Raw genomic sequence first — 25,751 nt, forward strand, 5'->3', positions numbered from 1 at the left:
GGAACGGACCTGCGTCTAGGAGAAGCGGGAGAAGGCTAGGCTCACCTTGCGGCCGGCGTCGTCACGGGGGCGGGGCCAGATGCGGCGTCACGGTCCGGTGTCGTACGCAGGTCGATCGACACGACGGCCGAAAGCCCCGGACGCAGCCGTCCGGCAAGCGCCTCGGCGTCGTCGATGGCGATGCGCACGGGCACGCGCTGCGTGACCTTGGTGAAGTTGCCGGTGGCGTTGTCGGTCGGCAGCAGCGAGAACACCGAGCCGGAGGCGGGCGAGACGCTCTCCACAGTGCCGTGGATTTCGCGGCCGGGCAGCGCGTCGATCTCGACCGTCGCCTTCTGGCCCGGCACGATCTCGCTCAGCTGGGTCTCCTTGAAGTTGCCGTCGACATAGGCGCCGTTCAAGGGAACGATCGCCGCAAGCCGCCGGCCGGCGGCGACGAAGTCGCCCGGCTCGACGCTGAGATTGCCGACGATCCCGTCATAGGGCGCCCTCAGCACGGTGAAGGACAGGTCGCGGGCCGCCTTGTCGCGGGCGACTTCCAGTTCGTGGACGAGGCTCTGCGCCTCGGCCTTCTGGGCATCGATGACGGCAAGGTTGGCGGTTGCCGCCGAAAGCGCCGCGGTGGCCGCCGCAAGCTTCGCCGTCGCGGCATCGCGGGCGCTCTGGGCGGTATCCTGCGTCGCCCGCGCGCCGGCACCGCGCTTGGCGAGGTCCTTGGCGCGGGCAAGATCGATCTCGGCCTGCGACAGTTCCGTCCTGGCGGCGGCGAGATTGGCCTTCGCCTCCTCCACTGAGGCCTCGGTCGCCTTGCGCTGGGCATCGCTGCGGGCGACGGTCGCCGTCTGCGTCGCGATCTTCGCCTCGGCGGCCTTGAGCGCGAGCGTGAAGTCGCCGGGGTCGATGACGACCAGCGGATCGCCGGCCTTCACGCGCTGGTTCTCGGTGACGGGGACGCTGTCGACATAGCCGGCGATCTTCGGCGAGACGATGCTCATGTCGGCTCCGACATAGGCGTCGTCGGTCGTCTCGAAGAAGCGGCCCTCGGTGACGTAGTAATAGCCGTACCAACCGCCGCCGGCGAGCGCGGCGAGGAGGATCAGCGGCAGGAGCACCAGCTTGGCGCCGCGCCGGCGCCGCACCGGCGCTTCGGACGGCGTGGCTGCGGGTGCGGCGAGGGGAGCGGAGGCGGGTGCCTGCGGGGCCGGTCCCGGCCGTTCGGCCTTGGACGGGGCGGGCGTGACGTGTTCGGACGTGAACTGGCCGCGTGTGGTGCTGCCCGAAGCGGTCAGGACGCTGCGCGTCGCGGGTGACGTCTCGCCGTCGGGGCTTGCTGTACCGGTCTGGGTCTCGGAGAAATCGTCGAGCATCGTCGTCAGATCCAGATCGAACCGAACCGTTCGGTTTGATTTGCGTTTACAGCCCGGACGTCCTCATGGCAAGGACGGCCCGGAAACTCTTCCGCCGGGGGGAATCGGCGAATCTTGGCGTCAAACTGTCTGGACATGAAACCGAACAACCCCGACGATCCGGTAAAGATCAGACCTCCCGCCGGTGGAAATCCGCGCAAGCGCCGACAAATTATGGATGCGGCGGCCCGCGTCTTCGTCTCGATCGGCTTCGACGGCACGTCGATGGACGATGTCGCCGCCGCGGCGGGCGTGTCGAAGAGCACGCTCTACGTCTATTTCAAGAGCAAGGAACATTTGTTCACGGCGCTGGTCGCCGGCGAGCGCGACCAGAATATCGGCGAAATCTGCGCGCTCCTGACCGATCCGACGCGACCGGCCGAGATCTTGTTCGAGTTCGGCCGGCGGGTCGCCGAGCGGCTGACCGCGCGCCGGGTGATCCAGGCGCATCGAACGGTGATCGGGGTTGCCGAGCGGATGCCGGAGATCGGCAGCGACTTCTATCGGAGCGGCCCGGAGCGCTCGATCGCCTCGCTCGCGCGCTACCTGCAGGTATGCGATGCAGCCGGTACCCTCGACGTCCGCGACCCCGAGCTGGCCGCTGCGCAGTTCCTCGACTTGGCGACGGCCGGGCTGATCAAGCCGCGCATCTTCAACGTCGTCTCGGCCGATCCGACATCCGAGGAGATCGACGCCACCGTCGCCGCGGCGGTCCGGCTGTTCACGGCCGGCTACGGAGCCGGAGGATCTGCCGCGCGGGGTGCGGCGCCGACGCCTTAGCTCGATCTGCATGGTGGAGGATCGCCGGATCACGGGCTTTCGAGCGGATGCCATGGACAGAAGCGCCGCCCCGAGCCGGCATCGCCGTGCCGTTCCCGGCGTGACATCGCGGCGGTCTTCAACTCTGTGACCCCTTGCCGGGATGCGACGCAAACGTCGGTGTGACCAAATTTTTGGCTGTCACCGAAGCTTCATCATTGTGTAACGGAACCGTTTTGGAGCACTCTTAAGCAGGCGACTTGGACAGCTCGGCAACAGGGCCCGAGAGTCGCTTCAACGGTGAGGAAAGATTGATGAACCTGAAATTTACGAGCGCGGCCGCCGTATTCGGCATGGCCGCCGCCTTTGCGACCGCGGCCAGCGCCCAGACCGAGATCCAGTGGTGGCACGCCATGACGGGTGCCAACAACGAGGTCGTCGATACGCTCGCCAAGGAATTCAACGACAGCCAAGGCGATTACAAGATCGTCCCGGTCTTCAAGGGAACCTATCCGGAGACCCTGAATGCGGGAATCGCTGCGTTCCGGGCCAAGCAGACCCCGGGAATCATCCAGGTCTTCGACGTCGGCACCGGCGTCATGATGGGCGCCGAAGGCGCGGTGAAGCCCGTTGCGGAAGTGCTCGAGGCCGCCGGCGAGACGTTCGACAAGTCGAGATATCTGCCGGGCATCGTCGCCTATTATTCTAAGCCCGACGGCACGATGTTGTCCTTCCCCTACAATTCCTCCTCACCGATCCTCTATTACAACAAGGACATCTTCGAGAAGGCCGGCCTCGATACCACCAATCCGCCGAAGACCTGGCAGGAGGTGTTCGAGACCGCGCGCAAGATCAAGCAGTCCGGCGCCGCCGACTGCGGCTACACCTCGACCTGGCTGACCTGGATCCACCTCGAGAACTTCGCCGCCTGGAACGACGTGCCCTACGGCACCGAGGAGAACGGCCTCGCCGGAACCGACGTGAAGCTTGAGCTGAACGAGCCGATCTATGTCGAGCATTTCAAGGAGCTCGCTTCCCTCGCCAAGGACGGCGTCTTCCGCTATGGCGGCCGCACCTCCGAAGCCAAGCAGCTGTTCCTCTCCGGCGAATGCGCGATCCTGACGGAATCCTCCGGGGGTCTCGGCGACATCGTGAAGTCCGGCATCAATTACGGCATCGGCCAGCTGCCCTACGACAAAAACGCCGAGGGCGCGCCTCAGAACACCATTCCGGGCGGCGCCAGCCTCTGGGTCTTCGGCGGCAAGTCCGACGAGGAGTACAAGGGGATCGGCGAGTTCTTCAAGTTCCTGTCGCAAACCGACGTGCAGCAGAGGCTGCATGAGAAATCGGGCTATCTGCCGGTGACGCAGGCGGCCTACGAGGCGACCAAGGCATCGGGCTTCTACGACGAGAACCCGGGCCGCGAGACGCCGATCACCCAGATGATGGGCAAGGAGCCGACCGTGAATTCGAAGGGGGTCCGCCTGCCGAACCTGCCGCAGATTCGCGACATCGAGAACGAGCAGTTCGAGGCGCTTCTCGCTGGCAAGCAGGACGCGCAGACGACGATGGACAACATCGTCAAGCTCGGCAATGCGGCGATTGCCGAAGCCCAGTAATTCCTGCAAACCCGGAAGGCGGGGCGGCACGGGCCGCCCGGCTTTCCGTTCGCCTTTCCGCCCGGCGCCTCTGCCGGGCGCAGCTTTCAGGTCGCCGTGTCAAAAGCCGTCTTCCCGAACAAGGTGCTGCCCTACGCCCTGCTGGCGCCGCAGGTGGCCATCACCATCGTCTTCTTCTACTGGCCGGCAAGTCAGGCGCTCTACCAGTCCATGCTGGACGAGGACCCGTTCGGGCTGAAGTCGAAGTTCGTCGGGCTGAAGAACTTCCGCGACGTGCTCAGCCAGCCGAGCTACATCAACGCGGTCGAGGTGACGGTGATCTTCAGCTTGGCGACGGCGATTCTCGCAATGGGGCTGGCGCTTTTGCTGGCGACGGCCGCCGAGAAGGTGATCCGAGGCAAAACATTCTATCGAACACTGATGATCTGGCCTTATGCCGTGGCTCCGGCCGTCGCTGGCCTGCTCTGGCTGTTCATGTTCAATCCGGCGATGGGAACCTTCGCCTATCTCCTGCGCGACCACGGCATTGCCTGGGACCCGCTGCTGGAAGGGCGCCAGGCCATGCTCCTCGTCGTGGTCGCCGCGGCCTGGAAGCAGATCAGCTACAACTTCCTGTTCTTCGTCGCCGCGCTGCAGTCGATCCCGCGCTCCCTGATCGAGGCCGCAGCGATCGACGGCGCCCGCTCGACGAAGCGGTTCTGGACGATCGTCTTTCCGCTGATCGCGCCGACCACCTTCTTCCTGCTGGTCGTCAACACCGTCTATGCCTTCTTCGACACCTTCGGCATCATCGATGCGGTCACCGGCGGCGGGCCGGGACAGGCAACGACGACGCTCGTCTACAAGGTCTACCGGGACGGATTCGTCAATCTCGACCTCGGCGGATCGGCGGCGCAGTCGGTCATCCTGATGGCGATCGTAATCGGCCTTACCGCCATCCAGTTCCGCTATGTGGAGAAGCGGGTGCACTATGGCTGACGCCCCGGAATCCGCCCGATGATCGAACGCAGCACCTTCGGCCGGCCGATCGCCCACGGACTCCTGATCCTGGGCATCCTGATCGTCGCCTTCCCGATCTACTACACCTTCATCGCCTCGACGCAGTCGCTGCAGACGATCTTGCAGCCACCGCTGCCGCTGCTGCCGGGCGACCAGGCCGCCGCGAACTACGGCGAGGCGCTGTTCGGCGGCGTCGGGCGGATCGGCGGCGTCACGGTCTGGACGCTCCTCTTCAATACGACGGTGATGGCACTCGGCGTCGCGGTCGGAAAGATCGGTATTTCGATCCTGTCGGCCTTCGCGATCGTGTTCTTCCGATTCCCGCTGCGCATGACCTTCTTCTGGCTGATCTTCATCACGCTGATGCTGCCCGTCGAGGTCCGCATCCTGCCGACCTACAAGGTGATGGTCGATCTCGGCCTGATCGACACCTATGCGGGGCTGATCCTGCCACTGATCGCCTCGGCGACCGCGACGCTCCTCTTCCGCCAGTTCTTCATGACGATCCCGTCGGAACTGGTCGAGGCAGCCCGCATCGACGGCGCCGGCCCGATGCGCTTCTTCAAGGACATCCTCGTCCCGCTGTCGAAGACCAACATCGCGGCGCTGTTCGTCATCCTCTTCATCTATGGCTGGACGCAGTATCTCTGGCCGCTGCTCGTGACCAACGACAACCAGATGAACACGATCGTCATCGCGCTGAAGAAGATGGTCTCCTTCGCCGATGCCGATACGCCGTGGCACCTCGTGATGGTGACGGCGATCCTGGCGATCGTGCCGCCCGTCCTGGTCGTGGTCCTGATGCAGCGCTGGTTCGTGCGCGGCCTCGTCGAATCGGAGAAGTAAGCTTGGCCGGCATCGAACTGACGGATGTGAAGAAGGTCTATCCTGGCGGCGTCGAGGCGGTGAAGGGCGTCTCCCTGTCGGTCCCCGACGGCGCCTTCGTCGTACTCGTCGGCCCCTCGGGCTGCGGCAAGTCGACCCTCCTCAGGATGGTCGCGGGACTGGAGACCATCTCCTCTGGGACGATCGAGATCGGCGAGCGGGTGGTGAACCAGCTCGAGCCCGCCGAGCGCGACATCGCCATGGTGTTCCAGAACTACGCGCTCTATCCGCATATGTCGGTGCGCCAGAACCTTCAGTACGGCCTGAAGAACCGCGGGATGGCGAAGGACGAGATCGGACGCCGGGTGGACGAAGCCGCCCGGATCCTCGAGATCGGAGCGTTGCTCGACCGCAAGCCGGGCCAGCTCTCCGGCGGCCAGCGCCAGCGCGTCGCCATGGGACGGGCGATCGTGCGCGAACCGGCCGCCTTCCTGTTCGACGAGCCGCTGTCGAATCTCGACGCCAAGCTGCGCGTGCAGATGCGGGCCGAGATCCGGCAGCTGCAGAGGCGGCTGAAGACCACCAGCCTTTATGTCACCCACGACCAGCTGGAGGCGATGACGCTTGCCGACAAGCTCGTCGTCCTCAACGGCGGCCGGATCGAGCAGGCCGGAACGCCGATGGAAGTCTATGACCGCCCGGCGAGCCTGTTCGTCGCGACCTTCATCGGCTCCCCGGCGATGAACCTCATACCTTTGAACGGCCGCGAGTCTTCGCGCCTGGCACATCTTGCCCCGAAGCATTCCGGTGACGTGACGCTGGGCGTGCGGCCGGAGCATCTGCGGCTTCTCGGCGACGAGACGCCCGCGGCGGACGAGATCGTGTTCGACCTCACCGTGTCGGGCGTCGAGGTCGTCGGTGCGGAAAGCTTCGTCTATGGCCGGTTCGGCGAGGGGCGGACGGAGATCGCGGTGCGCGTGCCGGGCTACAGCCATCTGGAGCCGGGCACCCCGGTCAAGGCCGCGGCGCCCGCCGACGCCTTCCACAGCTTCGACAGTGACAGCGGCCGCCGGCTTTCGGACTGACTTACGCGAAACGACCGGCAATCACGCGACATCGCGGTGCGTCGCGGATGGGATGGCGCTCTGCCAGGGCGCGGGGCGCTCCACTCCAGAATAGGGTTCGGCAGCGCCTTTCCAGCGCTTCACCAATTGCGGATCGTGCACTCGACTTTTCGCCGCTTGCGGATGCGAAGCAGGGGGTGGTCCGAACTGCTTGTCCGGACCACCCGCCGACGGCTCATGCCGCCTGCGCGGTTTCCGGCTCGGCCTGGTCCATGGCGCGCATGTAGAGGTCGAGCAGCGACTCGTGCTCGTCCCGCTCTTCCTTGTCCTGCTTGCGCAGCTTGAGGATCTCGCGGATCACCTTGACGTCGAAGCCTTCGCCTTTCGCCTCGGCGAAGACTTCCTTCTTGCCTTCGTTGAGCTCTGCGATCTCGGCGTCGAGATGCTCGATGCGCTCGACGATCGAGCGGATGCGTCCCCCCGCGATCATGGCCGTGTCACTCATGCTTGCTCCTTCCTGAATGGAGAGCCGCAAGATGGAGCGGCTTCGTTAGCAGGTCCTTAACGGCGCGCGCTCGTCCACAGCCATCGGAGAGCGGCCCCAAGCGGCCGGCTCCCTTTTCCCGTGCCCCGCCGCGTTCTCAGGAGCCGAGGCAGGCGGTCAGCGACTTCGACATGTCGGAAATCAGCTCGAAATAGAGGTCCGGCCCCGCGGCGAGCTCCGCGCCGAGCGGATCGAGAACGCCGGTTCCGGCATCGGTGCCTTCGGTTACCACCTGGACGATCTTCGGCTCGAACTCCGGCTCGGAAAAGACGCAGACGGCGCCGGCCGTCGCGATCTTGTCGCGGATCTCGGCGACGCGGGCGGCGCCCGGCGCCGTCTCCGGGCTGATCGTGATCGCGCCGATCGTGTTCAGCCCGAAGCGCTTGTCGAAATACTGATAGGCGTCGTGGAAGACGATGAACGGCTTGTCGGCGATCGGCTGCAGTTCCCGCTTCGTCGTGTCGACCAGCGCGTCGAGGCGCTCGTTCAGCCTGGCGAGGTTGTCGGCGTAGTGTTCGGAGTTTTCCGGGTCGGCCTTGGCGAGCGCCGTCGCGATGTCGGAGGCCATCGCCTTGGCGTTTTCGGGGTCGAGCCAGAGATGCGGATCGACCGGGACGTCGCTGTCGCCGTCGTCGTCGGCCTCGAACAACCCGCCCGAGCGCGGCTTCAGCTTGACGAGACCAGGCGCTGTGTCGAGCTTCTCCGCGCTGGCGCTTGCGGCGATCGTCTTGATGGGGCCGGCGAGGAAGGTCTCGAGCTCCGGCCCCATCCAGAAGACGAGGTCGGCCGCCTGCAGTGCCGCGGCCTGCGACGGCTTCAGGCTGTAGTCATGCGGCGAGCCCGCACCGTCCACGATCAGCATAGGCTCGCCGACGCCCTGCATCACGGAGGCCACGAGCGAATGAATCGGCTTGATCGAAACCACGACCTTCGGGGCGGCTTCGGCCGCGTTGGCGGTCGTGGCGAGGAGGGCGAGGGCGGCGAGGCCTTGGAAGCGCATCGGGAACTCCGGATGGTTGGCGGCAAGTGATGTTATCACGTAACATCATTGCGTAACGGTATAACGTATGCGATATGAGGGGCAAGACCTTTTTTGACGGCGTGCCATGTCCCTGACCTCTTCCGAACCGCTCCTGTCGCTGAAGGGCGTCGGCGTCGCTCGTGCCGGCCGCTGGCTGGTGCGCGGGATCGATCTCGAGGTCGGCCCGGGCGAGATCGTGACGCTGATCGGCCCGAATGGCTCGGGCAAGTCGACCACCGCCAAGCTCGCCCTCGGCGTGCTCCGGCCCGACGAGGGCAGTGCGTTCCGCCGAAGCGATCTCGCGGTCGGCTACGTTCCGCAGAAGGTCGCGGTCGACTGGACCATGCCGTTGACGGTGAAGCGCTTCATGACGCTGACCAATCGCCTCGCGCCGCCGGAAATCGATCGCGCCCTTTCCCGCACCGGCATTTCGCATCTGTCCGCCGCGGAGCTCAGGCATCTGTCGGGCGGCGAGTTCCAGCGCGCAATGCTCGCCCGGGCGATCGCCCGCAGGCCCGATCTTCTCGTCCTCGACGAGCCGGTGCAGGGCGTCGACTTCTCCGGCGAGATCGCCCTTTACGAACTGATCGGCGCGATCCGCGAGGAAATCGGCTGCGGCATCCTCCTGATCTCGCACGATCTCCATGTCGTCATGGCGGCGACCGACCAGGTCGTCTGCCTCAACGGCCATGTCTGCTGCAAGGGCACCCCCAGCGCCGTCGTCGCCAGCCGCGAATACCGCCAGCTGTTCGGTGACCGGGCGGCCGAGGCGCTCGCCGTCTATCGCCACAGCCACGACCACACGCACCTGCCGGACGGCACGGTGCGCCATGCCGACGGGACGATCACCGACCATTGTCATCCGCAGGACGGCCACCATCCGCACGAACACGGGCCGGGCGCACATGCCGATGGCCATGGCCAGGATGGAAATGCGCGGACCCGGCGAGGCGCGGAACCGGCGGCGGGTTCTGTGCAAGGCGCCGGCGCGGTCGATCCGCAGAACGAGGAGAGGGCGCATCACCATGCTTGACGACTTCTTCGTGCGGGCGCTCGTCGCCGGTGTCGGCGTCGCCCTCGTCGCCGGTCCCCTCGGCTGCTTCATCGTCTGGCGGCGGCTCGCCTATTTCGGGGATACGCTCTCGCACGCCTCGCTGCTCGGCGTGGCGCTCGCCTTCCTCCTGAACACCAATATCATCCTCACGGTCTTTGTCGTTGCCGTCGCGGTTTCGGTGGCGCTGCTCGCCCTGCAACGCCGCGCGACGCTCTCCTCGGACTCGCTGCTCGGCCTCCTGTCGCATTCGGCCCTGGCGATCGGACTCGTGGTCCTGTCATTCCTGACCTATCTGAGGGTCGACCTGATGGGCTTCCTGTTCGGCGACATCCTGGCGGTGTCGCGAACCGATATCGCCATCATCTACGCCGGCGGGCTGGCGGTGCTGCTGGTGCTGGCCGTGATCTGGCGGCCGCTGCTCGCCGCGACGGTGAACGGCGAACTCGCCGCCGCCGAGGGCATGCGGCCCGAACGGGCGCAGTTCGTCTTCATGCTGCTGATGGCGACGGTGATCGCGATCGCGATGAAGATCGTCGGCGTTCTCCTGATCACCGCGCTCCTGATCATCCCAGCCGCGACCGCGAGGAAGTTCGCGTCGGGGCCCGAAACGATGGCGGTGTTCGCCGCGCTCATCGGCGCTGCGGCCGTTGTCGGGGGGCTTTTCGGCTCGCTCAACTTCGACACGCCGTCCGGCCCCTCGATCGTCGTCGCGGCGCTCGTCCTCTTCGTCATCAGCCTGTCGCCGCTTCTGGAAAAGTCCGCGCAGCCGGCCGAGCCGGCGGAAGGGGCGGGCCGGTGAGCGAGCATTCCCATCACCACGACCGGCCGGCGCTGACGCGCAACCAGGGTCTGGTCTTTGCCGCGCTCGAGCGCGCAGACGCGCCGCTCAGCGCCTACACGATCCTCGACCGGCTGCGCGGGGAGGGGCTCAAAGCCCCGTTGCAGGTCTATCGCGCGCTCGACAAGCTGGTCGCCTATGGCATGGTCCATCGCCTCGAAAGCCTCAATGCCTTCGTTCCCTGCCGCCAGGACGACTGCGACGCCCACGAGACCGCCGCCTTCATGATCTGCGAGACCTGCGGCAAGGTCGCCGAGTTTGCCGACGAGACGTTGACGGAGCGGCTGGAGGCGGTGACGCGCGCCAGCGGCTTTACCCTGCACCGCACGACCATCGAACTGCGCGGAATCTGCGCGGCCTGCGGGGCGGCACAGTGAGCCCGCGGCCATCGGGTCGCCGGTAGCGCAGACCGGCTCATGCGTCGGGCTTGGAGTTTGCTCGGTGATCAAATTGTCGGACGCCCGTCTCCAGCCTATAGTCGGAGGGTGATCGCGAGACGGTGCGGCCTGGCCTTTCCGGCAGCCGTGGAGTCCCATGAGCAGACGGACGGCCGAGCCAGTGACCGAGAGTGCGAAATCCCCGGCGGGCGGCCGCCGCGCCGACCGCGGGGAGAAGATCTGCCTCGGCGAACTCGAAAACTATATCGCCTTCCATCTGCGGCTGGCGCAGAACGCCTCCTTCAAGGCCTTCAAGCGCCAGACCGGCCAGAGTGATCTTCGGCCGGGACGCTTCGCCGTACTCGCCCTGATCCACCACAATCCCGGCATCACGCCGATGGCGCTCAGCCTTGCGAGCGGGCGCGACAAGTCGACGATCACGCCCGTTCTGCGCGATCTTCAGCGGGCGGGGCTGATCATCCGCACGCCGGTTCCTAAGGACAAGCGGAGCCATTCGCTCGACCTGACTGCGGCGGGCGAGGAGATGCTGGCGCATCTGGCGGCCTGCGCGGCCGAGCACGACCGCGATCTCGACCGGATCGTGGGCGACAGGAAGCCCGAACTCCTCGATCTTCTGCGCCGCATCGTCGCCGCGATGAACTGAGGTGGCGAAGCGCCGGCCCCTTCCCGCGCAGTCACGCCTCGGGCAACTGCGTCCGGCTCGGCGGCCCGTTTCCGGCCGCAGCGGCACGGCAAGCCGCGCGACGGAGCGGCAAAATCTGCTAAGAACGCAAGCGGCCCGGCAAGAAGATTGCGACGAGCCGGCAAAATGCCTGCCGGGGATAGAAAAGCAGCGCCGGGCATGGCAATCTAGTTGGTGATAAAACAATTCCGGCGATGCCGTCATGGTCTTGGACGGCTGCCACGGTCGCAAAGGCGGGGAGGCCTGCGATCACGGGGATCGGGATGATCGGGAGACGGAGGAACACGCCATGAAACGCAGACAATTCCTTCTTGCGGGAGCGGGCGCGCTCGCAATGCCCGCGCTCGTGCGCAAGGGCTTTGCGGCAGAGCCGGAAGTCACGCTGAAGCTGCACCACTTCCTCGGACCGAAATCGCCGGCGCAGACGAAGATGCTGGAGCCCTGGGCTCGCGCGATCGAGACCGATTCCGGCGGCCGCGTGAAGATCGAGATCTATCCGTCGATGACGCTGGGCGGTTCGCCGCCGCAACTGTTCCGCCAGGTCGCCGACGGCGTCGTCGACATCGTCTGGACGGTCAACGGCTATACGCCGGGGCTCTTTCCGCGCTCGGAAGCCTTCGAACTGCCGACGGTCTTCGTCAACGACATCGCAGCCGCGAACCTCGCCATGCGCGCGATGTTCGACGAATATCTAGCGCCCGAATACGAGCCGGTACACGTCCTGTTCAACCACGTCCATGCCGGTCAGGCGATCCACATGGCGAACAAGCCGGTGCACACCGTGGCCGACACGCAGGGCACCAAGCTGCGCGTTCCCGGCCCGACCGGCAACGACGTCGTCACCGCCATGGGCGCCACCCCGGTGACCATGCCCGTGCCGGACCTTCCGCAGGCGCTGTCGACCAACGCCGTCGACGGTGCGCTGATCCCCTGGGAGATCATTCCGGCGCTGAAGCTGCAGGACGTCACCAAGTATCAGATCGAGGGACCGGACAAAGCCCGCTTCGGCACCACCACCTTCCAGGTCTCGATGAATCGCGACCGCTGGGATTCCCTGCCGGACGACCTGAAGGCGGTCTTCGACAAGAATTCCGGCGAGGACTGGTTGCGCGAGGTCGCCAAGGTCTGGCGCGAGAACGACGATCACGGCATCAAGGTCGCGGTCGATGCCGGCAACGAGCACATCGTCCTCACCCCCGACCAGATGAAGACCTTCGACGAGGCCCTCGCGCCGGTGGTGGACAAATGGGTGAAGGACCATAGCGACTTCGACGCGCAGGCGATCGTCGACGCCGCCAAGGCCAACATGGAAAAGTTCAAGTCTTGAGCCTGCCGACCAACGAGGCGGACGGAGCCGGCCGGTTCCGTCCGTGGCGCCGTCATCGGCCGGGCCGCGGCGAGCGCCTCGTCTTCGGCCTTTCGGCCCTGATCCGCTGGTGGGCGCTCCTCGGCGGGTTCCTGATGGCCGGTCTTGCCGTGATGACGGCCCTCAGCGCGATCTCCAACATCCTCTTCGCAGCGCCGTTTCCCGCCGACTACGAACTGGTCAAGCACATCGTCGCGATCGCGATCTTCATGTTCCTGCCCTATTGCCAGCTCGCCGGGGCGAACGTCACGGTCGACATCTTCACCGAGGGCATGAGCGAGGGAAAGAAGGCGGCGATGGCGCTGTTCGCGGCGATCTTCGCGATCGCCTTTTCGGCCGTGCTGCTGCGCCAGATGTCGCTCGGCTGGATGAGCTATTTGCGCTATCCGGAAGTGACGCCTGTCCTGAAGCTGCCGCTGTGGACGGCGTTCCCGCCGATCCTTTTGTCGCTGGTCCTGCTCCTTCTGGCCGCCGTCCTCACCGCGATCGACGGACTGCGGGTGATGGCCGGCCGGCCTTCCCTCGTCGAGCGCCCCGCCATGACGATCGCCGAATAGGCGCCGGATGATGACCGATCTCGCCCTCGGACTCGGCGGCCTCGTCGCCCTGCTCTTCCTGATCGCGGTCCGGGTGCCGATCGCCTACACGATGATCCTTGTCGGGATAGGCGGCACGATCATCCAGTCCGGGCCGCTGATCCTTCTCAGCCAGTTGAAGGACCTCGCCTACTCGCAGTTCTCGAACTACGATCTGTCGGTCCTGCCGATGTTCATCCTGATGGGCGGGCTCGCCTCGCGCTGCGGCCTGTCGCGCGATCTCTTCCGCGCCGCCAATGCCTGGCTCGGGCGGTTCCGCGGCGGCGTCGCCATGGCGGCGATCGCGGCCTGCGCCGGCTTCGGCGCGCTCTGCGGCTCGTCCACCGCCACCGCCTCGACCATGGGCCAGGTCGCGCTGCCGGAACTCAGGCGCTACAAATTCGCCCCCTCGCTCGCCACCGGCACGATCGCCGCCGGCGGCACGCTCGGCATCCTGATCCCGCCCTCCGTCGTGCTGATCGTCTATGCGATCATCGTCGAGACCAACATCGTCACCATGTTCGCCGCCGCCCTGATTCCGGGCATCCTCGCCATGGTGTTCTTCATGGTCACCGTCGCGATCTATGTGCGCATGGTTCCGGGCTCGGGCCCGGAGGGGCAAGCCGTGCCGGGCGCCGAACTCCTGGCCGCGAGCCTCGCCGTCATTCCCGTCGCGATCATCTTCGGCATCGTCATCGGCGGCATCTATGCCGGCATCTACAATCCGACCGCCGCGGCCGCGATCGGCGTCTTCCTCGTCGCGCTCTACGGCTTCGGGCTCGGGCGCCTGAAATGGGGCGGCTTCCTCGAGGCCCTCCTCGAGACCGCCCGCACCTCGGGCATGATCTTCCTGATCCTGCTCGGCGCCGAGCTTCTCAAGATCTTCATGGCCCGCGCGGGCGTGCCGCAGGCCGCCGCCGACTACCTCACCCATAGTGGCCTTGGCCCATTCGGAATCCTGACGCTGATCATCGTCATCTTCCTGATCTTCGGCTGCCTGATGGATTCCCTGTCCATGGTGATCCTGGCGATCCCCTTCTTCTGGCCGGTCGTCGCGGGACTCGATTTCGGCCTATCGCCCGACGACACCAAGATCTGGTTCGGGATCATCATCCTGATCGTCGTCGAACTCGGCCTGATCACCCCGCCGGTCGGCCTCAACGTCTTCATCATCAATTCGCTCGCGCCCGACGTGCCGATGAAGGAGACCTTCAAGGGCGTGACGCCGTTCTTCGCCTCGGAGATCCTCCGGATCACCATCCTCGTGATCTTCCCGTCGATCTCGCTGCTGTTGCCGCATTTGCTGCGATAGGAAGCGGAAGGACGTGTCGCCGCTGGGTGGGCGGGTGTGCGGAGACCTACTGCCGCGGATCCGCCGCATGGGCACTCAGGAGATCGAGAAAGGCGCTGTGGATCGGGCTCGGCAGGAAGTCGATCCGTGTGGTGACGCCGATCGGCCGGCTGGTCTCGGGCAGCGGAAACGGCACGATGGAGAGCAGGCCGAGCCGTTCCTCGACCGCGATCTGGCGGCGTGACAAGAGCGTCAGCCTGTCGCTTTCGGCGAGGATCGTGCGGGTGACCACCAGCGAACTCGTCTCGACATGGATCCGGGGCCGGCGTGACGTACCCTGGAAGAGATGCTCGAAGGTGCGCCGGATCGGCGCGCCCTGCCGCGGCACGACCCAGTCGTAACCGGCCATGGCCTCCGGCGTGATCGCTCCGGACGACAGGATCGGATGGCCGGCGCGCGCCACCACGGCGAAGGGGTCGTCCAGCAGGAAGCGCTCGACGACGTCGCCGACCGGCGGCGGATTGCGCATGGCGCCGATCAGGAAGTCGACCGTGCCGCTGCGAAGATCGGAGAGGAGATTGTCGTAGGGGCCGTCGACGATCTCGACCGTGACCTGCGGATGGGCTTCAAGCAGCGCGTTGACGGTGCGCGGCAGGATCAGCGTGCGCGCCAGCGGCAGCGAGGCGACTGCGACGCGGGCAGAGACGAAGCCGGCAAGCGCGGAGATCTCCTCGTCCGCCTGCCCGATCTCGCGGATCGCCACCTTCAGCCGCCGGGCGAGTTCGAGCGCGGCCTTGCTCGGGCCGATGCCGGTCACGGCGCGGACGAAGAGGGTCCTGCCGACGAGGCGTTCGAAATCGCGTGCGGCGCGGTGAAGAGAGGGCTCTGCGACGGCGATCAGACGCGACCCTTGCGCGAACGAACCGGCCTCGGCGATCGCGATCATCGCCCGGATCTGCGGCACGGTGATCCGCTGCTCGAGCGCGGCGAGTGCCGCATCGTCACGGCGGAGCGCGGGCCCCGCGACCTCGCGCAGCGCGGCGCGCAATTGCTGGAAGAAGCGGTCGAGACGCGCGGCGAGTATTGCTCCGGCCTCGGTCGCGAAGCTGCCGGAGCTGCGGCGCACCGCGAGCTTTGCTCCGAACGCGGCTTCCAGCTTGGCGATCGCCTGACTGACGGCCGGCTGCGACAGGTTCACAGCTTCGGCCGCCGCATTGACGCTGGACAGATGCGCGACCGCCGAAAAGGCCCTGAGATGCCTGAGGTTCGGAAGCGCAAAGGCCATGTCGGTGCTCTCCCTCAAGCTCGGCGTTTCGCAGGCGCACTTCACAAGAACTTATAGCACGTGCGGCGAGTTCGATTGGATTTCGCACCGCCGCCGCCGCTAACACCCTCTCATCGTCAAGAGGGATCACGAAGCAAGATGGACAAGAAGACCGCCCTCGTCGTCAGCGCCCATTCGGCCGACTTCGTCTGGCGCTCCGGCGGCGCCATCGCCGTCCACGCAGCCAAGGGATACGACGTCACCGTCGTCTGCCTCTCCTATGGCGAGCGGGGGGAATCGGCCAAGCTCTGGAAGCAGCCGGGCTACGACCTCGACAAGGTCAAGGCGAACCGGCGCGAGGAAGCCGAAAAGGCCGCAAGCGCCCTCGGCGTTGCCGACATCCAGTTCTACGATCTCGGCGACTATCCGATGAATATCGAGGACGAGGCCTTCTATCGGCTCGTCGATCTCTATCGCGCCATTCGCCCCTCCTTCGTCATGACCCATTCGAAGAAGGACATCTACAATTTCGACCATCCGCTGACGACGGAGACGGCGCAGCACGCCCGCGTGATCGCGCAGGCGCATGGCTACAAGCCCGGCGAGACCGTCCTCGGCGCGCCGCCGGTCTATCTCTTCGAGCCGCACCAGCCCGAACAGTGCGACTGGAAGCCGAACTTCCTCCTCGACATCACGAGCGCCTGGGAGAAGAAGCGCGCGGCGATCGAATGCATGGCCGGCCAGGAGCACCTCTGGGACTACTACACCCGCGTCGCCCTGCAGCGCGGCGTCCAGGCCTCGCGCAACTCCGACTACAAGATCAAGTATGGCGAGGGCTACGAGGCCGTCTTCCCGCATGTGACGGGCGAACTCGGGCACGGAGCGGTCTGATGGCTGTGGTCGTCCAGAATATCGAGCGGGCAAGCCTCGAAATCGTCGACGGGCTCGCCGCGTGCGGCGTCGCCACCGTCCACGAGGCGCAAGGGCGCAGCGGCCTGATGCAGTCGCATATGAGGCCGATCTATCGCGGCGCGCGCATCGCCGGCAATGCCGTAACGGTGTCGATCGCGCCGGCCGACAACTGGATGATCCATGTCGCGGTCGAGCAGTGCCGGGAGGGCGACCTCGTGGTGGTGTCGCCGACCTCACCGTGCGATGCCGGCTATTTCGGCGAGTTGCTCGCGACATCGCTGAAGGCCCGCGGCGTGCGCGGTCTCGTCATCGAGGCCGGCTGCCGCGACGTGCGGGAGCTGGAAGAACTGGGCTTTCCCGTCTGGTCGAAGGCGATTTCGGCGCAGGGCACGGTGAAGGAGACGCTTGGTTCGGTGAACGTTCCAATCGTCTGCGCGGGGGCGGCGGTCATGCCGGGCGACGTCATCGTCGCCGACGACGACGGGGTGGTCGTGGTCGAACGCGCGAAGGCCGAGGCGGTGCTTTCGGCGAGCCGCGCGCGCGAGGAGAAGGAAAAGATCACGCGCCAGCATCTGCAGTCCGGCGAACTCGGCCTCGATTATTACGGCATGCGCGAGAAGCTCGCGGCCAAAGGGCTGAAATACGTCTGAGGCGGCGCCGGCTCATATGGCCGGCTCTCGCCGTACGAGAAGGAACGGGCGCTTGCGGCTGGGGCCGCATCGCGCTGGGGGACGGACATGAGTGACGGCATACGCTGCATGATGATGCGCGGCGGCACCTCCAAGGGCGCCTATTTCCTCGCCGAGGACCTGCCGGCGGGCGAGGCTGCGCGCGATCGGCTGCTGCTCGAGATCATGGGCTCGCCCGATCCGCGCCAGATCGACGGCATCGGCGGCGCCGATCCGCTGACATCGAAGGTCGCGGTGGTGAAGCGTTCCGAGCGGCCGGGCATCGACATCGACTACCTGTTCCTGCAGGTCTTCGTCGACCAGCCGCTGGTCTCGTCCAGCCAGAACTGCGGCAACATCCTCGCCGGCATCGCGGGCTTCGCGATTGAACGCGGGCTGGTGGAGCCGGCGGACGGCGAAACAACGGTCGCGATCTTCCTCGAAAACACCGGCCAGACGGCGAAGGCGACGATCCCGACGCCGGGCGGGTGGCCGGACTATTTCGGCAATACCGCGATCGACGGCGTGCCGGGAAGCGCCGCGCCGGTGCTCCTGTCGTTCACCGACGCCGCGGGATCTTCCTGCGGCGCGCTTCTTCCCACCGGCCGCGCGGTCGACGAGGTTGACGGGGTGGCATGCACCCTGATCGACAATGGCATGCCCGTCGTCGTCATGCGGGCCGAAGACTTCGGGATCACCGGCTATGAGAGCCGCGAGGAACTCGACGGCAATGCCGGGCTGAAGCAGCGGCTGGAGGCGATCCGGCTCAAGGCCGGGCCGATGATGAATCTCGGCGAGGTCGAGGAAATGAGCGTTCCGAAGATGACGCTGGTCGCGCAGCCGAGCGGCGAAGGCGCGATCATGACCCGCAGCTTCATCCCGCATCGCTGCCACGCCTCGATTGGCGTCTTCGGCGCCCTCAGCGTGGCGACCGCCTGCCTCCTGCCGGGCTCGCCCGCCCACGCCTTGGCGCGGATCCCGAACGGGCGGAAGAAGACGATCCCGGTCGAGCATCCGACCGGGGCGCTCGACATCGTCGTCGTCATGGAGAGCGATGAGGACGGCGCGGCCATTGCCGAGGCGGCGTTCATGCGCACCGCCCGCAAGCTGTTCGACGGGGCAGTATTCCCGCGTTGAGCCATTGCAGTGCCCGCGGCATCCGCGCGCGGCACCAGAACATTCGGGCGGGCGCCGGGCGCGCGGACCGCGGAAGGAGACTGAAGCGATGAGTGAACCCTGTTTCGACGTGGCCCATCTCGGGCATCTCGAACTCCTGACCAACAAGCCGGAAGAGAGCCTGGACTTCTTCGTGAACGTCTACGGCCTCACCGAGAGCGGGCGCGAGGGGGATTCGGTCTATCTCAGGGCCTTCGACGATTACGAGTTCCACTCGCTGAAGCTGACCGCCTCGAACACGACGGGCATGGCTCATGTCGGCTATCGCACGAGTTCGGCGGCGGCGCTGGAGCGCCGGGTCAAGGTGATCGAGGAAATGGGCTGCGGGATCGGCTGGACCGAGGGCGATCTCGGCCATGGCCGCTCCTATCGCTTCCGGAGCCCGGACGGTCACGTCTTCGAACTCTATTACGACACCAAAATCTATGAGGCACCGGATGCCGAGAAGCCGTCTCTGAAGAACATCGCCCAGCGCTACCATGGCCGCGGCGTCTCGCCGCGCCGGATCGATCACTTCAACCTCCTTGCCTCCGACGTCTCGGCGATCCGCGACTTCATGACGAAGGCGCTCGGCAGCCGGGTGACCGAGCAGATCCTGCTCGACAACGGCCGGCTCGGCGGCTGCTGGTTCACCGTCAACAACAAGGGCTACGACGTCGCCTTCACCGAGGACCATTCCGGCGGGAAGGGCCGCTTCCACCACATCACCTATGCAGTCGACCAGCGCGAGGACGTGCTGCGGGCTGCCGACATCTTCCTGGAGAACGGCGTCTTCATCGAGACGGGACCGCACAAGCACGCGATCCAGGGCACGTTCTTCCTCTATGTCTACGAGCCGGCGGGCAATCGCGTCGAAGTGGCCAATGCCGGCGCCCGGCTTGTCCTCAGGCCCGACTGGGAGCCGATCACCTGGACCGAGGGCGAGCGCCGCAAGGGTCAGGCCTGGGGTCTCAAGACGATCGAGAGCTTCCACACGCACGGCACGCCGCCGGTGGAGTGAGAAGCCAGTCAATGATGAGCCCAGCGGGGCTGATGTATAACAACAGAGTTATGGCTAGGCCGCGATTGGCAACCATTTCTGCGTGATTGCGCGGGTTCCGGCGGCCTCGCTCTTGCATCTGTTATGAGTGTCTGGCCTTGTGATCGTGAAAACACTGTTCGGTTGGGATGGATCGGACGGACATCTGGGAGGAGCGCATGACCATTACGAGACGGCGTCTCATGACGTTGGCAGCCACGGTGTCGTTCGGCGTTGCATTGGCGGGCGCGGGTCTGCCGCAGTCTGCCGCGCATGCGGCCGAGGACACGGTGAAGATCGGGCTGATCCTGCCGATCACCGGTCCCTTCGCCTCGACCGGTGCGGAGGAACTCGCCGGCGTCAGGCAATACATGGCCGACCACGGCGACACGAGCGCCGGCAAGAAGATCGAGCTGATCGTCAAGGACGATACCGGCTCGCCCAACGAGACCAAGCGGATCGCCCAGGAACTGGTGACCAGCGGCGGGGCGGACGTGCTGATGGGCTTCGGCCTGACGCCGCTTGCCTTTGCGACGGCGCCGATCGCGACGCAGGCCAAGGTGCCGATGGTCGTCACGGCGGCCGCGACCTCGTCGATCACTGAAAAGTCGCCCTACATCGTGCGCACCAGCTTCGCGACGCCCCAGGGCGCCTACGTGATCGGCGAATGGGCGGCCAAGAACGGCATCAACTCCGTCGTCACCCTGGTCAGCGACTACGCTCCGGGCATCGAGGAGCAGGACTGGTTCATCAAGGCCTTCGAGAAGGGCGGCGGCAAGGTCGTCGAGAAGCTCACCGTGCCCTTGAAGAATCCGGACTTCGCGCCGTTTCTCCAGCGCGTCGCCGACAACAAGCCTGAGGCGGTCTTCGTGTTCGTGCCGGCCGGTGTCGGTGCGCAGTTCATGAAGCAGTTCCGCGAGCGTGGCCTCGACCAATCGGGCATCCGGCTGATCGGCACGGGCGACATCGTCGATGATCAGATCCTCAACGACATCGGCGACGTGGCGCTCGGCATCGTCACCGCCCGCGACTATACGGCCGCGCACGATTCGGAGATGAACCGCAAGTTCGTCAAGGATTTCGAGGCCGCGAACGACGGCATGCGGCCGAACTTCATGGCCGTCGGCGGCTATGACGGCATGGCGCTGGTCTATCACGCGCTGGAGAAGACCGGCGGCGACACCGATGGCGACAGACTGATCGAGGCGATGAAGGGCATGTCCTGGGAGAGCCCGCGCGGGCCGATCTCGATCGACCCGGAGACGCGCGACATCGTCCAGAACATCTACATCAACAAGGTCGAGAGGAAGGACGGCCAGCTTTACAGCGTCACCATGGATACTGTGAAGGACGTCAAGGATCCGGCCAAGGCCGGCAAGTAGACGTGCAGGGCGCCATTGCGCGGTGCCTTCCCATCCGCCGATGCGGCGTCCCTCCGGCCCCGCCGGGCGGGCGCCGCGAAGCCTGAACGAGAAACTGCCCCTCCGGTTCGTCCGGACATCATCAACAGGGAGGAACCCATGACCTTCACGAGACGCAATCTCTTCGCACTGGCTGCAACGGCCTCGTTTGCCGCGACGCTCGCCGGCCTCGGCCTGCCGGTCCATGCGGCAATGGCTGCGGACGACACCGTCAAGATCGGCATGATCCAGCCGATGACGGGGCCCTTCGCCTCGACCGGCGTCGAGGCCGTCGCCGGCGCCAAGCAGTACATCGCCGACCATGGCGACACCGTCGCCGGCAAGAAGATCGAGCTGGTGGTCAAGGACGATACCGGCTCGCCGAATGAGACCAAGCGCATCGCCCAGGAACTCGTGGTCAATGAGGGTGCCGACGTCCTGATGGGCTTCGGCCTGACGCCGCTCGCCTTCGCGACGGCCCCGATCGCGTCGCAGGCCAAGGTGCCGATGGTCGTCACCGCGGCCGCGACCTCCTCGATCACCGAGAAGTCGCCCTATATCGTGCGCACCTCGTTCACGCTGCCGCAGGCCTCCTCGGCGATGGGCGAATGGGCCGCCGCGAACGGCATCAAATCCGTCGTCACACTGGTCAGCGACTATGCGCCCGGCAAGGACGCGCAGGACTGGTTCGTCAAGACGTTCGAGGACAAGGGCGGCAAGGTGGTCGAGCAGCTGACCGTGCCCTTGAAGAACCCGGACTTCTCGCCCTTCCTGCAGCGTGTCGCCGACAACAAGCCGGACGCGGTCTTCGTCTTCGTCCCCGCCGGCGTCGGCGCGCAGTTCATGAAGCAGTTCCGCGAGCGCGGTCTTGGCGATGCCGGCATCAAGCTGATCGGCACCGGAGACGTCGTCGACGACCAGATCGTCAACGACATGGGTGACGTCGCCCTCGGCGTCGTGTCGGCCCATCACTACACGGCCGCGCTGCCCTCGGACATGAATCAGAAATTCGTCAAGGACTTCAAGGCGGCCAATGGCGGCATGCGGCCGAACTTCATGGCAGTCGGCGCCTATGACGGCATGGCGCTGGTCTATCACGCCCTGGAAAAGACCGGCGGCGACGCGAGCGGCGAAGCGCTGATCGAGGCGATGAAAGGCCTGTCCTGGGAGAGCCCGCGCGGTCCTGTCTCGATCGACCCGGACACCCGCGACATGGTCCAGAACATCTATATCGACAGGACCGAGAAGAAGGACGGCGAGCTTTACAACGTGCCGATCGACACCGTGGAGAACGTCAAGGACCCGGCCAAGGCCGCAAAGTAACCGCAGAAGTAACCAAGAATGGGAGACGGCGTTCGCGCCGCCTCCCATTCCGCACTCCGGCGCTGCGACCGCGCCTTTGAACCGGTGTGGCTGGCGGAAGCATCGCCAGCCCGCCCCATGACGGAACACGTCTCTCCATGACGATCTTGTTCGACGGTATCGCCTACGGGATGCTTCTGTTCATCCTGGCCTGCGGCCTCGCCCTGACGCTCGGCTTGATGAATTTCATCAACCTGGCCCACGGCGCTTTCGCCATGGCCGGCGGCTACGTGCTCGTCATCCTGTCGCAGCAGGCGGGCGTGCCCTTCCTCGCCTGCCTGCCGATCGCCTTCCTGGTGCCGGCGCTGATCGGCGCTCTCCTGGAGCGCACGCTCTACCAGCATCTCTACGGCCGCAGCCATCTCGACCAGGTGCTGTTCTCGATCGGCATCGTCTTCATGGCGATTACGGCGACGCGCTATTTCATGGGCTCGGGCCAGCAGATCGTCCAGCTGCCGGACTATCTGCAGGGGCGGGTGGAGCTCCTCGGCACCTCGATGGGTGTCTACCGCCTGTTCACCATCGCGATCTGCGCCCTCGTCGCCGGGCTGATCCAGCTCGGCCTGTCGAAGACGCGCTTCGGCAGCCAGCTCAGGGCCGCGGTCGACGACGCGACCGTCGCCAGAGGTCTCGGCATCAACGTCTCGCTCGTCTTCGCCGTCACCTTTGCGGTCGGCTCCGGTCTCGCCGGCCTCGGCGGCGCGCTGGGCGCTGAAGTGCTCGGCCTCGATCCGGTCTTCCCGCTTCGTTACATGATCTACTTCCTCGTGGTCGTCGCCGTCGGCGGCACGACCACCATCACCGGCCCGTTCATTGCGGCGCTCATCCTCGGTGTCGCCGACGTCCTCGGAAAATATTACGTGCCCTCGCTCGGAGCCTTCATCATCTACACGCTGATGGTCGTCATCCTCCTGTGGCGGCCGCATGGCCTGTTCTCGCGGGCAGGTGCCCGATGAGCGCCGCCGCGCCCGCCGCCCGCCGCGCCGCCGGCGCCGCTCCCGCGCTCGACCGGCCGGCCCTCGTGTCCGCGCTGTCGCGCCCGGCCGTTCCCTGGTGGCTCGAAATCGGGTTCTGGCTCGCGGCGATCGCGATCTTCTTCGTGATCCCGGATCGCGCGCTGCTTCTCACCGACATCGCGATCCTCGGCCTCTTCGCGCTCTCCCTCGACCTCATCCTCGGCTATGCCGGCATCGTCTCGCTCGGCCACGCCGCCTTCTTCGGAACCGGGGCCTATGTCGCCGGCATCCTGGCGGTGAACGGCTTCGGCTGGGCGATCCCCGGCCTTCTCCTCGGCGGGGTGGTGGCCGCGGCGATCGGCTTCGTGTCGAGCTTCCTCATCCTGCGCGGATCCGACCTGACGCGGCTGATGATCACGCTCGGCGTCGCGCTGATCCTTCTGGAGCTCGCCAACCGGTTTTCCGACTGGACCGGCGGGGCCGACGGGCTCTACGGCGTCACCATGCAGCCCGTGCTCGGCCTGTTCGAATTCGACCTTTACGGCCACACCGCATACTTCTACGCCCTCGCGGTCTTGTTCCTCTGCCTCATGCTGGCGCGGCTGATCGTGGCCTCGCCCTTCGGCCACGCGCTGAGGGCGATCAAGGGCAACCGGATGCGCGCCGCCCATCTCGGCATCGGCACGTCGCGCCATCTCGTCGGCATCTACACGCTCGCCGCCTTCATCGCGGGCATTGCCGGGGCGCTGAACGCGCAGACGACGCAGTTCGTCTCGCTGGAAGTGCTCGACTTCGCGCGCTCGGCGGACATCCTCCTCATCCTCGTCCTCGGCGGCACCGGCTACCTCTATGGCGGCCTGATCGGCGCGGTGATCTTCAAGGTGCTGCAGGAGATCTTATCCGATCTAACCCCCGAATACTGGCAGTTCTGGATCGGGCTCCTCCTCGTCGTGATCGTGCTCGCCGGGCGCGAGCGCATGGGCGAGCGGCTGCGCGGATTGTTTGTGCGCGAGCGCGAGGAAGACGGGGAGGCGCTGTCGTGAGCGCGCTCGGCGAAACGGGCAGGGCGACAACGCCCGCGCTTCAGACCACCGGCCTCGTCAAGCGCTTCGGCGGGCTCGTCGCGACGAACGACGTCACGCTCGCGATCGAGAAGGGCGCCCGCCACGCGCTGATCGGGCCGAACGGCGCCGGCAAGACGACGCTGATCAACCTTCTGACCGGCGTCCTGAAGCCGACGCATGGCACCGTCGCCCTTGCCGGCAAGGACGTCACCCGGCTGACGCCGCATCAGCGGGCGCGGCGCGGCATCGCCCGCACCTTCCAGATCAACCAGCTCTTCCTCGACATGACGCCGCTGGAGACGGTGACGCTGTCGGCTGCCGCGGCGAAGGGCCGGGCGGGCGTGTGGTGGCATGGGGCGGCGCGCGAGACCGAGAGCGTCGAGCGGGCCGGCGCGCTCCTGGAGCGCTTCGGCCTCACCGATGTGATGTCGACGCGTGTCTCCTCGCTGCCCTACGGCAAGCAGCGGCTTCTCGAGATCGCCGTCGCCATCGCCTCCGAGCCCTCCGTCCTCCTGCTCGACGAGCCGGCGGCCGGCGTTCCGGAGGACGAACGGCACGAGATCCTGGCGATCGTGGAAAGCCTGCCGAAGGAGGTCACCGTGGTCCTGATCGAGCACGACATGGACCTCGTCTTTTCCTTTGCGGACCGGATCACGGTCCTCGTCTCCGGCGCCGTCTTCACAGAGGGCACGGTGGCGGAGATCTCTGCCAATCCGGAAGTGCGCCGCGTTTATCTGGGAGAGGGCGATGCCTGACATGCTTCAGGTTGAGGGCGTCTCGGCCGGCTACGGCAAGGCCGTCGCCATCCGCAGGATCGACTTTTCGCTGGCGGAGGGCGGGGCGCTGGCGCTGCTCGGCCGCAACGGCGTCGGCAAGACCACGCTGATCAACACGCTCGTGGGCGTCACCACCTTCAAGGGCGGGCGCATAGTCCTCGACGGCAAGGACATCACGAAGCTCGCGCCGGAACGCCGCGCGGCCGCCGGCATCGGCTGGGTGCCGCAGGAGCGCAACATCTTCGTCTCGCTCACCGTCGAGGAAAACCTGACCGCGATCGCGCGGCCGGGCCCCTGGGACGCAGCCCGCGTCTACAAGATGTTCCCGCGGCTTCAGGAGCGCCGCCGGAACATGGGCAACCAGCTCTCGGGCGGCGAACAGCAGATGCTGGCCGTCGGGCGCGCGCTGATGCTCAACCCGAAGATCATCCTGCTCGACGAGCCGCTGGAGGGGCTTGCCCCGGTCATCGTCGACGAACTCCTCGCCGCGCTGCGGCGCATCGTCACCGAGGAGAGGCTGACGGCGATCATCGTCGAGCAGAAGGCGCGCAAGATCCTGCCCTTCACCGACCGCGCGCTGATTCTCGAGCGCGGTACGATCACCCATCAGGCGGACAGCGCGGCGCTGCTCGCGGACGAGGCGGTCCTGGAAGAACGCCTCGGCGTGTAGGGCTCTGGGCCGGCATCTCGCGGAGGTGCCGCCTTCCGCGCCTT

The 25,751-nt window shown here is 66.3% G+C and carries 26 protein-coding genes; 22 read left to right on the plus strand and 4 right to left on the minus strand.

Annotation, left to right across the window (positions count from 1 at the left end; translation table 11 throughout):
• Positions 1 to 41: 41 nt before the first annotated feature.
• Positions 42 to 1,367 carry an HlyD family secretion protein gene (locus LH400_RS16200; protein WP_229153849.1) on the minus strand — a complete coding sequence of 442 codons (1,326 nt, stop codon included), beginning with the start codon at positions 1,365 to 1,367 and terminating at the stop codon, positions 42 to 44.
• A gap of 213 nt (positions 1,368 to 1,580) precedes the next feature.
• Here LH400_RS16200 and LH400_RS16205 point away from each other — a divergent pair, with 213 nt between their 5' ends.
• The 5 genes from LH400_RS16205 to LH400_RS16225 all read left to right on the plus strand — a co-directional run bounded on the left by LH400_RS16205 (position 1,581) and on the right by LH400_RS16225 (position 6,693).
• On the plus strand, positions 1,581 to 2,186 hold the full coding sequence (locus LH400_RS16205) for a TetR/AcrR family transcriptional regulator (RefSeq protein ID WP_229153851.1): 606 nt from the start codon (positions 1,581 to 1,583) through the stop codon (positions 2,184 to 2,186).
• A gap of 293 nt (positions 2,187 to 2,479) precedes the next feature.
• The gene (gene ugpB / locus LH400_RS16210; protein ID WP_255617648.1) at positions 2,480 to 3,784 is read left to right on the plus strand and encodes a sn-glycerol-3-phosphate ABC transporter substrate-binding protein UgpB; all 1,305 of its coding nucleotides are present in this window, start codon (positions 2,480 to 2,482) and stop codon (positions 3,782 to 3,784) included.
• A 96-nt stretch (positions 3,785 to 3,880) separates the two neighbouring features.
• Positions 3,881 to 4,762, plus strand: a complete 882-nt coding sequence (gene ugpA, locus LH400_RS16215; protein ID WP_229153853.1) for a sn-glycerol-3-phosphate ABC transporter permease UgpA — start codon at positions 3,881 to 3,883, stop codon at positions 4,760 to 4,762.
• An 18-nt stretch (positions 4,763 to 4,780) separates the two neighbouring features.
• On the plus strand, positions 4,781 to 5,629 hold the full coding sequence (ugpE, locus tag LH400_RS16220; RefSeq protein WP_229153855.1) for a sn-glycerol-3-phosphate ABC transporter permease UgpE: 849 nt from the start codon (positions 4,781 to 4,783) through the stop codon (positions 5,627 to 5,629).
• A gap of 2 nt (positions 5,630 to 5,631) precedes the next feature.
• Positions 5,632 to 6,693, plus strand: coding sequence for a sn-glycerol-3-phosphate import ATP-binding protein UgpC (locus LH400_RS16225; protein WP_229153856.1), 1,062 nt, complete (start codon positions 5,632 to 5,634; stop codon positions 6,691 to 6,693).
• A gap of 214 nt (positions 6,694 to 6,907) precedes the next feature.
• On the opposite strand, the gene LH400_RS16230 is transcribed toward LH400_RS16225, so the two are convergent.
• Both LH400_RS16230 and LH400_RS16235 read right to left on the minus strand, forming a co-directional pair.
• Positions 6,908 to 7,177: a DUF2312 domain-containing protein gene (locus LH400_RS16230; RefSeq protein WP_229153858.1), complete on the minus strand. Its 270-nt coding sequence runs from the start codon at positions 7,175 to 7,177 to the stop codon at positions 6,908 to 6,910.
• Positions 7,178 to 7,313: 136 nt separating this feature from the next.
• On the minus strand, positions 7,314 to 8,255 hold the full coding sequence (locus LH400_RS16235) for a zinc ABC transporter substrate-binding protein (protein WP_370638403.1): 942 nt from the start codon (positions 8,253 to 8,255) through the stop codon (positions 7,314 to 7,316).
• A 67-nt stretch (positions 8,256 to 8,322) separates the two neighbouring features.
• Here LH400_RS16235 and LH400_RS16240 point away from each other — a divergent pair, with 67 nt between their 5' ends.
• The 7 genes from LH400_RS16240 to LH400_RS16270 all read left to right on the plus strand — a co-directional run bounded on the left by LH400_RS16240 (position 8,323) and on the right by LH400_RS16270 (position 14,462).
• Positions 8,323 to 9,270 carry an ATP-binding cassette domain-containing protein gene (locus tag LH400_RS16240; protein ID WP_229153860.1) on the plus strand — a complete coding sequence of 316 codons (948 nt, stop codon included), beginning with the start codon at positions 8,323 to 8,325 and terminating at the stop codon, positions 9,268 to 9,270.
• Positions 9,263 to 10,090: a metal ABC transporter permease gene (locus LH400_RS16245; protein WP_229153861.1), complete on the plus strand. Its 828-nt coding sequence runs from the start codon at positions 9,263 to 9,265 to the stop codon at positions 10,088 to 10,090. Before LH400_RS16240 ends, LH400_RS16245 begins: the two co-directional genes overlap by 8 nt.
• Positions 10,087 to 10,506: a Fur family transcriptional regulator gene (locus LH400_RS16250; RefSeq protein WP_229153862.1), complete on the plus strand. Its 420-nt coding sequence runs from the start codon at positions 10,087 to 10,089 to the stop codon at positions 10,504 to 10,506. The genes LH400_RS16245 and LH400_RS16250 overlap by 4 nt, the downstream gene beginning before the upstream one ends.
• A 157-nt stretch (positions 10,507 to 10,663) precedes the next feature.
• Positions 10,664 to 11,170, plus strand: a complete 507-nt coding sequence (locus LH400_RS16255; RefSeq protein WP_229153863.1) for a MarR family winged helix-turn-helix transcriptional regulator — start codon at positions 10,664 to 10,666, stop codon at positions 11,168 to 11,170.
• A gap of 328 nt (positions 11,171 to 11,498) precedes the next feature.
• Complete coding sequence (locus LH400_RS16260) at positions 11,499 to 12,536, plus strand: TRAP transporter substrate-binding protein (protein ID WP_229153864.1); 1,038 nt, start codon at positions 11,499 to 11,501, stop codon at positions 12,534 to 12,536.
• Positions 12,533 to 13,132: a TRAP transporter small permease gene (locus tag LH400_RS16265; protein ID WP_229153865.1), complete on the plus strand. Its 600-nt coding sequence runs from the start codon at positions 12,533 to 12,535 to the stop codon at positions 13,130 to 13,132. Before LH400_RS16260 ends, LH400_RS16265 begins: the two co-directional genes overlap by 4 nt.
• Before the next feature lie 10 nt (positions 13,133 to 13,142).
• On the plus strand, positions 13,143 to 14,462 hold the full coding sequence (locus LH400_RS16270) for a TRAP transporter large permease (RefSeq protein WP_491014613.1): 1,320 nt from the start codon (positions 13,143 to 13,145) through the stop codon (positions 14,460 to 14,462).
• 46 nt (positions 14,463 to 14,508) lie between these two features.
• On the opposite strand, the gene LH400_RS16275 is transcribed toward LH400_RS16270, so the two are convergent.
• Entirely contained in the window at positions 14,509 to 15,726 is a 1,218-nt protein-coding gene (locus LH400_RS16275) for a LysR family transcriptional regulator (RefSeq protein WP_229153867.1), read from the minus strand.
• A 138-nt stretch (positions 15,727 to 15,864) separates the two neighbouring features.
• Between LH400_RS16275 and LH400_RS16280 the strand changes: the two genes are divergently transcribed.
• From LH400_RS16280 to LH400_RS16325, 10 genes are all read left to right on the plus strand, one after another.
• Positions 15,865 to 16,596 carry a PIG-L deacetylase family protein gene (locus LH400_RS16280; RefSeq protein WP_229153868.1) on the plus strand — a complete coding sequence of 244 codons (732 nt, stop codon included), beginning with the start codon at positions 15,865 to 15,867 and terminating at the stop codon, positions 16,594 to 16,596.
• Positions 16,596 to 17,267, plus strand: coding sequence for a 4-carboxy-4-hydroxy-2-oxoadipate aldolase/oxaloacetate decarboxylase (locus LH400_RS16285; protein ID WP_229153870.1), 672 nt, complete (start codon positions 16,596 to 16,598; stop codon positions 17,265 to 17,267). The genes LH400_RS16280 and LH400_RS16285 overlap by 1 nt, the downstream gene beginning before the upstream one ends.
• A gap of 87 nt (positions 17,268 to 17,354) precedes the next feature.
• Positions 17,355 to 18,422 (plus strand): 4-oxalomesaconate tautomerase, encoded by a 1,068-nt coding sequence (locus LH400_RS16290; RefSeq protein ID WP_229153872.1) that lies wholly within the window; start codon positions 17,355 to 17,357, stop codon positions 18,420 to 18,422.
• 88 nt (positions 18,423 to 18,510) lie between these two features.
• Positions 18,511 to 19,461 carry a catechol 2,3-dioxygenase gene (locus tag LH400_RS16295; protein WP_229153874.1) on the plus strand — a complete coding sequence of 317 codons (951 nt, stop codon included), beginning with the start codon at positions 18,511 to 18,513 and terminating at the stop codon, positions 19,459 to 19,461.
• 197 nt (positions 19,462 to 19,658) lie between these two features.
• Entirely contained in the window at positions 19,659 to 20,861 is a 1,203-nt protein-coding gene (locus LH400_RS16300) for an ABC transporter substrate-binding protein (protein ID WP_370638404.1), read from the plus strand.
• Positions 20,862 to 20,999: 138 nt separating this feature from the next.
• Positions 21,000 to 22,202, plus strand: coding sequence for an ABC transporter substrate-binding protein (locus LH400_RS16305; RefSeq protein WP_229153877.1), 1,203 nt, complete (start codon positions 21,000 to 21,002; stop codon positions 22,200 to 22,202).
• A 137-nt stretch (positions 22,203 to 22,339) separates the two neighbouring features.
• Complete coding sequence (locus LH400_RS16310) at positions 22,340 to 23,197, plus strand: branched-chain amino acid ABC transporter permease (RefSeq protein WP_229153878.1); 858 nt, start codon at positions 22,340 to 22,342, stop codon at positions 23,195 to 23,197.
• Positions 23,194 to 24,240 (plus strand): branched-chain amino acid ABC transporter permease, encoded by a 1,047-nt coding sequence (locus tag LH400_RS16315; RefSeq protein WP_229153879.1) that lies wholly within the window; start codon positions 23,194 to 23,196, stop codon positions 24,238 to 24,240. Before LH400_RS16310 ends, LH400_RS16315 begins: the two co-directional genes overlap by 4 nt.
• Complete coding sequence (locus LH400_RS16320) at positions 24,237 to 25,016, plus strand: ABC transporter ATP-binding protein (protein ID WP_229153880.1); 780 nt, start codon at positions 24,237 to 24,239, stop codon at positions 25,014 to 25,016. Before LH400_RS16315 ends, LH400_RS16320 begins: the two co-directional genes overlap by 4 nt.
• The gene (locus LH400_RS16325) at positions 25,009 to 25,707 is read left to right on the plus strand and encodes an ABC transporter ATP-binding protein (RefSeq protein ID WP_229153881.1); all 699 of its coding nucleotides are present in this window, start codon (positions 25,009 to 25,011) and stop codon (positions 25,705 to 25,707) included. The genes LH400_RS16320 and LH400_RS16325 overlap by 8 nt, the downstream gene beginning before the upstream one ends.
• Positions 25,708 to 25,751: the final 44 nt, after the last annotated feature.

The sequence above is a fragment of the Jiella soli genome, from assembly GCF_020615385.1.
In the GTDB taxonomy this organism is placed as follows: domain Bacteria; phylum Pseudomonadota; class Alphaproteobacteria; order Rhizobiales; family Rhizobiaceae; genus VKMB-3413.

Excerpts from the sequence above, each read along its gene's own strand:
- LH400_RS16255 (WP_229153863.1), top strand. The coding sequence starts at position 10,664 with ATGAGCAGACGGACGGCCGAGCCAGTGACCGAGAGTGCGAAATCCCCG.
- LH400_RS16260 (WP_229153864.1), top strand. The coding sequence starts at position 11,499 with ATGAAACGCAGACAATTCCTTCTTGCGGGAGCGGGCGCGCTCGCAATG.
- LH400_RS16300 (WP_370638404.1), top strand. The coding sequence starts at position 19,659 with ATGACCATTACGAGACGGCGTCTCATGACGTTGGCAGCCACGGTGTCG.
- LH400_RS16200 (WP_229153849.1), bottom strand. The coding sequence starts at position 1,367 with ATGCTCGACGATTTCTCCGAGACCCAGACCGGTACAGCAAGCCCCGAC.
- LH400_RS16305 (WP_229153877.1), top strand. The coding sequence starts at position 21,000 with ATGACCTTCACGAGACGCAATCTCTTCGCACTGGCTGCAACGGCCTCG.
- ugpB (WP_255617648.1), top strand. The coding sequence starts at position 2,480 with ATGAACCTGAAATTTACGAGCGCGGCCGCCGTATTCGGCATGGCCGCC.
- LH400_RS16245 (WP_229153861.1), top strand. The coding sequence starts at position 9,263 with ATGCTTGACGACTTCTTCGTGCGGGCGCTCGTCGCCGGTGTCGGCGTC.
- LH400_RS16205 (WP_229153851.1), top strand. The coding sequence starts at position 1,581 with ATGGATGCGGCGGCCCGCGTCTTCGTCTCGATCGGCTTCGACGGCACG.
- LH400_RS16325 (WP_229153881.1), top strand. The coding sequence starts at position 25,009 with ATGCCTGACATGCTTCAGGTTGAGGGCGTCTCGGCCGGCTACGGCAAG.
- ugpE (WP_229153855.1), top strand. The coding sequence starts at position 4,781 with ATGATCGAACGCAGCACCTTCGGCCGGCCGATCGCCCACGGACTCCTG.
- LH400_RS16230 (WP_229153858.1), bottom strand. The coding sequence starts at position 7,177 with ATGAGTGACACGGCCATGATCGCGGGGGGACGCATCCGCTCGATCGTC.
- LH400_RS16310 (WP_229153878.1), top strand. The coding sequence starts at position 22,340 with ATGACGATCTTGTTCGACGGTATCGCCTACGGGATGCTTCTGTTCATC.
- LH400_RS16290 (WP_229153872.1), top strand. The coding sequence starts at position 17,355 with ATGAGTGACGGCATACGCTGCATGATGATGCGCGGCGGCACCTCCAAG.
- LH400_RS16315 (WP_229153879.1), top strand. The coding sequence starts at position 23,194 with ATGAGCGCCGCCGCGCCCGCCGCCCGCCGCGCCGCCGGCGCCGCTCCC.
- LH400_RS16240 (WP_229153860.1), top strand. The coding sequence starts at position 8,323 with ATGTCCCTGACCTCTTCCGAACCGCTCCTGTCGCTGAAGGGCGTCGGC.
- LH400_RS16280 (WP_229153868.1), top strand. The coding sequence starts at position 15,865 with ATGGACAAGAAGACCGCCCTCGTCGTCAGCGCCCATTCGGCCGACTTC.
- LH400_RS16270 (WP_491014613.1), top strand. The coding sequence starts at position 13,143 with ATGACCGATCTCGCCCTCGGACTCGGCGGCCTCGTCGCCCTGCTCTTC.
- LH400_RS16295 (WP_229153874.1), top strand. The coding sequence starts at position 18,511 with ATGAGTGAACCCTGTTTCGACGTGGCCCATCTCGGGCATCTCGAACTC.
- LH400_RS16275 (WP_229153867.1), bottom strand. The coding sequence starts at position 15,726 with ATGGCCTTTGCGCTTCCGAACCTCAGGCATCTCAGGGCCTTTTCGGCG.
- LH400_RS16285 (WP_229153870.1), top strand. The coding sequence starts at position 16,596 with ATGGCTGTGGTCGTCCAGAATATCGAGCGGGCAAGCCTCGAAATCGTC.